Source organism: Candidatus Competibacter phosphatis (genome assembly GCF_012939995.1).
Taxonomy (GTDB): domain Bacteria; phylum Pseudomonadota; class Gammaproteobacteria; order Competibacterales; family Competibacteraceae; genus Competibacter; species Competibacter phosphatis.
This window is the reverse complement of the sequence record NZ_SPMZ01000071.1, coordinates 21,131-27,297: the sequence shown is the minus strand read 5'-3', so window position 1 is coordinate 27,297 and position 6,167 is coordinate 21,131. Positions and strand designations below refer to the sequence as shown.

Below are 6,167 nucleotides of genomic sequence, written 5' to 3'. Positions count from 1 at the left end.
CTTTGGCCTTGTATCTCATCATCGCTTGGCGTCTGCACTACCTCACTGTGCTCGGTCGAGCCATTCCCGAGTTGCCCGGTGATGCCGTGTTGGACCCCGCCGAATGGCGGGCGGTCTACGTTGCCATCCACCGCAAATCCCCGCCGGAAACGCCGCCCGCACTCCCGATCTTGCTCGCTTGGATCGCGCGCCTGGGCGGCCATTTGGGCCGCAAGTGCGACGGCCCTCCCGGCCCTCAAGCGCTCTGGATCGGTTTGCAGCGCGCCCGTGATCTCGCTTGGGGGATGCAGTTGGCTTCCGAGCTCCTTGCTCCCTCAGCCGGATAGAGATCTGTGTAATGGACAGGGTTTCGTCGAGGGGCTCAACAACAAACTGAAGTTGCTCAAACGTCGCTGCTTTGGCTTGGACGATCCGGTCGAACTGTTCCGCCGGTTGTGGCTGGATATCGAAGGTCCACGCCTTTGGACCTGAACTCCACACCCCTACATCTTGTGGCCTCCACGGGAAATCTCATAGAGCCCAGATTAAATTTAGCCTGAGTTTCTACAACTGTAGTACTAAGCTTTCCACTCCAGTCCTTCCCCTCACGGGGAAGGTGACTTGAAGAAGCGGATTGAGTGACCATGGTCTCATGAACCAGAGAATCAAGTGGTCTAATCAGCCCGACCTGGTTCAAAATGAACCGATTAATGATTCAGGATCGGCTCATATTGACTCTATGTTGAACAGCTACAAGATTAAAATTGAAAAAAAAATGCTACATTGACTCTAAAATATACCAATTTCCGCTTGCGCCGCTTCTGTTGTGAGCATACAATCACATCCAGATAGCTGAAAAAGCTTGAAAAGGGCAAACCGCTCCGAAAGGGCGGGACGCAAAACCACTGGCCTAACTCCCGGGCACCGGGGCATGGTCGCAGGGTTGCCAAGCGAACGCAGCGCCAGCCTCCTGGCCAGCCATGTTCGCATGGCATGTGCATTTGGAGGTTGGAGATGTCTATTCGATTCCGTTCGACAGAGCTCAATCCGATCCCGCGCTTGTTGGGATGGCTGGGTCTTATCCTGATGTGCTGCTTTACCAGCACCGTTTTTGCGGGTCAGGTCACACTGGCCTGGGATGCCAGTTCTAGTCCCGATGTAGGGGGTTACAAGGTCGTTTACGGGCAATCCAGCGGCGCTTACACCTCGGAAGTCGATGTCGGCAAGCAAACCAGTAACACCGTGGCCAATCTCGACGATAGCAAAACTTATTATTTTGCTGTTCGTGCCTATAACACCGACAAGACGGTCGAGAGCGCCGACTCCAATGAGGTGAGCAAATCGTTCAGCACCACGACTTCTTCGTCCAGTACCACGCTTCCAAGCCCGTGGATCGACATGGACATCGGCAACGTGGGCCAGGCGGGCAGCGCCAGTTATACCAGTGGCGCCTTCACTTTGAACGGTTCGGGCGACGATATCTGGAATGTGGCTGATGCTTTTCACTTCGCCTATCAGCCGTTGAACGGCGACGGCAGCATCATGACCCGGGTCACCAGCATAGCCAACACCAACTCCTGGGCGAAGGCCGGAGTGATGATTCGCGAGAGCTTGGACGCCAACGCACGCCACGCGATGGTGGCGGTTACAGCAGGTAATGGCGTGGCGTTCCAACGCCGAACGACGACGGGTGGGAGCAGCGTACACACTGCGGGTGCGGTGATCAGCGCTCCTTACTGGGTGAAGCTGACCCGAACCGGCAACGCCTTCACCGCCTATCAGTCGGTGGACGGCACCAATTGGGCGCAAATCGGCTCGGCCACCATCAGCATGGCGACCAGCGTCTATGTCGGCCTGGTGGTGACCAGCCACAACAACGGCGCCCTGAACACCTCGGTCCTGGACAACGTCAGCGTGCAAACCAGCGGAACCAGTCCCAGCACGGTTCAATACACCTTCGATTCGCAGCCCAGCGGGCTGAATCTGACTTACGACGGCGCATCGCGCGCGACGCCGTTTACGGTGGACGCGGAAGTCGGTTCCCAGCACACCATCAGCGCTCCTGCCAGCCAGTCGAATTACAATTTCGGTACTTGGTCGGATGGCGGCGCGGCCACCCACGCCATTACCATCGGCGCATCGCCGCAAACCATTACCGCGAATTATGTGGTTGCCACCCCGGCCCCGACGGCGGATTTCAGCGCGGACCACACTTCAGGCCCGGCACAGTTGAAGGTGCAGTTCACCGACAAATCGACGAATGCGACAGCGTGGTCGTGGAACTTTGGTGATAATACCAATACCACTTCGGATCAGCATCCCAGCCATACCTACACGAAAGCTGGTACTTACACGGTCACTCTTACCGCCAGCAACACAACTGGTAGCAACGTTCAAACCAAGACGGGTTACATCAAAGTGACCGAGCCCGAGCCTGTCGCCAACTTCTCTGTCGGCGCAACCACCGGGACCACGGCGACGGTGTTCAACTTCTTCGATAGCTCGACCGGCATCCCCACCAGTTGGTCTTGGAACTTCCAACATAACACCGACTCGAGCACCAGTTTCACCAGAACCGATCAGAATCCGATGGTAACCTTCCCCAAAGTGGGTACCTACACCGTCACTCTCACCGTAACACCCGGTAGCAGCACTGCCACAAAGCAAATTTCGGTGACCGAGGCGCCGCCACTGGCTGATTTCGGTGTCAATCTGACCGATGGGAGCATATCAACGCCCTTTAAATTTACCGACAATTCAAAAGGCACGATCAAAAACCTGGTCGTGGAAATTCATCAATAGCACCGATTCCACTGCGACGATCGATACCAGCAACATCCAGAATCCAGAGAAAATATTCTCCAAACCTGGCACTTACACTGTCAGTCTCACCGTTACGGGCCCGGGTGGCAGTGACATCGTCACGAAGACCAACTACATTTCGGTGTCGAATTCGCTGTTGAGCCAAGACATCGGAAACGTGAGATTGGAGGGTAGCGCCAGTTTCACGAACGGGACTTACACCCTCCAAGGATCGGGTGCCGATATCTGGAATACAAGTGATTCTTTCCGCTTCGCCTATCAACAACTGGATGGAGACTGCACCATCGTGGCGCGGGTGGCCAGCATCACCAACACCAACTCTTGGGCGAAGGCGGGGGTGATGATTCGCGAGAGCCTAAATGCCAACTCGAAACATGCGATGGTAGTGGCGACTTCGGGGAATGGCATGGCCTTCCAGTACCGGTCGAAGACGGGAGGTAGTTCCTATCACACCGCTGGTGCCGCCGTTAAAGCACCCTACTGGGTGAAACTGACGCGCTCTGGTAATTATTTCTATGCTTACCAGTCGCAGGATGGCGTGACTTGGACTCAGATCGGGTCGAGAATCGCTGTACAAATGGCGACCAGCGTGTATGTTGGCTTGGCGGTGACCAGCCATAACAACAGCGTGCTCAATACCGCCAACTTCAATAACGTAAGCGTTAAGTAACAAGGCATACCCCGCAGCGTAAGTTGCGGGGTATGATTTTTGTTGGGGACTGGTCAGGTTAAGGAATTGCAGTACCTCAAGATGCAAGAACAGTGGGAGAATAAGCGAAAGGTGGGGATAATTTGAGAGGGGCACGGTTGCCACGCTTGGGCTGGTCGCGCTACGGCATCCAGAACTACCGGAGTACGTACGTGTACCGAACGTCGAGATCAACGGTTTGATGGTAAACGCGCCGGCGCTTTTGGCGGAACAAGAACATCAGCACATCGACTGCTTCAGGTACGATTTTACGATACCCGCTTACGCTCGTCAGCGTGACAGCAATTCTCATTTTGAAATCCTGGTGGGATTTGCTTGGCTGAAGAAGCCCCTAGAAATGGGAAAGTTGTCAAAAAAATTGACATTTTCAGGTTGGTTTGTGGGGATCAAATCACTCCATGAGGCCAAAATGAGAATTGTTGTCATCGCGAGCACCTTCCGCCCCAGCTTGGAACTCATGTCCGAGTACCAGGTGTGTGGATGCTGGTACAATGTCATGCGCTCTTAAGGCCACCCCAGTACGCAGCCGATGAGCATCCCAATCACCGACCTCTATGCCCTGAAGCTTCGCGCCTTGTGGCAAGCGTTCGCCACGGATGGTTTTGCTTTCTGGATGTCATGTGCCTATCTTGTTTTCGAATATATTCGTCCTCAAGCAATCTGGTCGATATTTGATATCTATCCCTATTGGGGAAGAACGCTCATTTTCTTGGCGCTTCTTGGATGGTTGTTCGATCCAAAGTGCCGATTTATCTGGAACAAAATTACTACTGGAATTTTCGTATTCTTAATTTTGATTATTTTATCTTCATTTAATGCTTACTGGCCTGCGGAATCCTGGAAGTATTTTATGGATTACTTTAATTGGGTTGTAGTGTATTTTGTTTTTGACCCAGACCATCACCACTCGTCAGCGCTTTTTTTATTCTGCTCCTGATTTTTTTTTCTAGCCAGTTTCAAGCTCTCTTTCTTTGGTGCCAAAACTTGGACATTGAGAGGATTTGCTTTCACTAGCTGGGGCTTAATGGGACCGCAAGGTTATTTTCAGAATTCTGGTGAGTTAGCGATTCAGATGGTCGTCTTCGCCCCAATAGCCACCTTCTTTATTATAGGGATCAAATCCTACCTGAAAATCTGGCAAGTCAGGCTTCTTTATCTAATGCCGATTACTGCTGCCATGACAGTTCTTGGTACCAGTAGCCGTGGCGGTCAACTTGCCCTAATGGTACAGCTTATTCTATCAATCCTGATAACTAAATATCGCATCAGAACATTAATTGTTATAGGCCTCGTCGGTGCCATCGGTTATCAACTACTGCCACAAGAGCAAAAAGTTCGTTTTGAGGAGGCGGGCAGTGATGATACTTCAGTCCAACGACTATTGTACTGGCAACATGGCTGGCAGATGATCAAAGATCATCCTTTCCTTGGGATCGGTTATTTTAATTTTCCCCCTTATTACACTTTGCATCATGCAGATGATTTGGTAGGTATGACTGTTAGTAGAGGAAAGGCTGAGTTACCACACAATATTTTTATCCAGGTAGGTACAGATACAGGATTTACAGGACTTGCCGTGTTCCTCGCCCTGATAGCCGCTGGCTTGCTGACCATGCGAAAGATAGGGAAGGAAGCAGCCCAATATGGTGATACTTTTGTCGCAAGCTTGACGAAGGGAGTGAATCTCGCCTTATTGGGATATGTGATTGCGGGCCAATTCGTAACGGTAGCATATTATCCTTTTCTATGGATTCATCTGGTTTTTGTCACCGCAATTCATACTTTTTGGCATCGTGAGAAAAATCGGATCGTGGAAGAGGTGGCAATAAAAAAACAGTGTGCAAAAAAAGCGGTGTTTCATCAGCCACTTCCCTTCAAAGATAATCTGAAATGGTCGTCTTCAACCAGAATCACCCAAAAACCAAGGTATTAGTTCTGGATGCGAATCAGCGAAGCGCTCTCGCTGTTACTCGTTCATTGGGACGGAATTCCAACATTGAGGTTCTGACATCCGATGAAACAGCCAGGTCTCTGGCGGGAGAATCCTGCTTTTCGAAAAAATATCTGCAAAGCCCATCTCTACAGCGGGACCCTGGCCGCTTTATCGACTGGTTGTATCGGATTATCCGATCCGAAGAGATCGCCCATCTCTATCCGGTGACCGAAGTCAGCAGTTTTCTATGCTTGATGCACCAGGATCAAATTGGGGATTGCAAACTGCCTTTTCCAGCACTTGATACGATGCTAACCTTGGCTGATAAATGGAAGTTGATGAATTTGGCAGAAGCGCAGCGCATTCCTCATCCTCGATCTTGGCTTTGCCAAGATGCCCTAACTTGCGAAACGGATTCGGGTTACCATTTTCCAGTGGTCATGAAACCCTGCTTATCTCGAATATGGCTTGGAGATGGCTGGCTTCATTCTTGCGTGCATGTCGTCAATTCGTTTGCGGAAATGCAGATGCTGCGTCAGGAAAAACCCTATTTTAAAAACCATCCTTTCATGGTGCAGGATTACATTCCCGGTCACGGCGCCGGTATTTTCGCGCTTTACGACTACGGCAAGGCCATCACGTTTTTTTGCGCATCGGCGCATCCGTGAAAAACCCCCTCTCGGCGGAGTCAGCGTGCTGTCGGAGAGCGTGCGTCCCAACCCC

The 6,167-nt window shown here is 51.7% G+C and carries 7 protein-coding genes and 1 riboswitch; all 7 genes read left to right on the top strand.

Annotation, left to right across the window (positions count from 1 at the left end):
• On the top strand, positions 1 to 326 hold a 326-nt coding region (locus tag E4P82_RS18435; RefSeq protein WP_281383727.1), incomplete at its 5' end, for an IS4 family transposase.
• A 513-nt stretch (positions 327 to 839) separates the two neighbouring features.
• Positions 840 to 930: riboswitch (cyclic di-GMP riboswitch) on the top strand.
• 63 nt (positions 931 to 993) lie between these two features.
• Positions 994 to 2,781 carry a PKD domain-containing protein gene (locus E4P82_RS18430; protein ID WP_169250248.1) on the top strand — a complete coding sequence of 596 codons (1,788 nt, stop codon included), beginning with the start codon at positions 994 to 996 and terminating at the stop codon, positions 2,779 to 2,781.
• Entirely contained in the window at positions 2,699 to 3,472 is a 774-nt protein-coding gene (locus E4P82_RS18425) for a PKD domain-containing protein (protein WP_169250228.1), read from the top strand. Before E4P82_RS18430 ends, E4P82_RS18425 begins: the two co-directional genes overlap by 83 nt.
• A 217-nt stretch (positions 3,473 to 3,689) precedes the next feature.
• Entirely contained in the window at positions 3,690 to 4,019 is a 330-nt protein-coding gene (locus tag E4P82_RS18420) for a hypothetical protein (RefSeq protein ID WP_169250247.1), read from the top strand.
• A gap of 21 nt (positions 4,020 to 4,040) precedes the next feature.
• Positions 4,041 to 4,448: a hypothetical protein gene (locus tag E4P82_RS18415; RefSeq protein WP_169250246.1), complete on the top strand. Its 408-nt coding sequence runs from the start codon at positions 4,041 to 4,043 to the stop codon at positions 4,446 to 4,448.
• Positions 4,449 to 4,535: 87 nt separating this feature from the next.
• Positions 4,536 to 5,444, top strand: coding sequence for an O-antigen ligase family protein (locus tag E4P82_RS18410; RefSeq protein ID WP_169250245.1), 909 nt, complete (start codon positions 4,536 to 4,538; stop codon positions 5,442 to 5,444).
• Complete coding sequence (locus tag E4P82_RS22435; protein WP_246327707.1) at positions 5,402 to 6,112, top strand: ATP-grasp domain-containing protein; 711 nt, start codon at positions 5,402 to 5,404, stop codon at positions 6,110 to 6,112. The genes E4P82_RS18410 and E4P82_RS22435 overlap by 43 nt, the downstream gene beginning before the upstream one ends.
• Positions 6,113 to 6,167 lie beyond the last annotated feature (55 nt).

What these genes read in the sequence shown, in the direction of transcription:
- E4P82_RS18430 (WP_169250248.1), top strand. Translation starts at nt 994, where the DNA reads ATGTCTATTCGATTCCGTTCGACAGAGCTCAATCCGATCCCGCGCTTG.
- E4P82_RS18415 (WP_169250246.1), top strand. Translation starts at nt 4,041, where the DNA reads ATGAGCATCCCAATCACCGACCTCTATGCCCTGAAGCTTCGCGCCTTG.
- E4P82_RS18425 (WP_169250228.1), top strand. Translation starts at nt 2,699, where the DNA reads ATGGGAGCATATCAACGCCCTTTAAATTTACCGACAATTCAAAAGGCA.
- E4P82_RS18410 (WP_169250245.1), top strand. Translation starts at nt 4,536, where the DNA reads ATGGGACCGCAAGGTTATTTTCAGAATTCTGGTGAGTTAGCGATTCAG.
- E4P82_RS22435 (WP_246327707.1), top strand. Translation starts at nt 5,402, where the DNA reads ATGGTCGTCTTCAACCAGAATCACCCAAAAACCAAGGTATTAGTTCTG.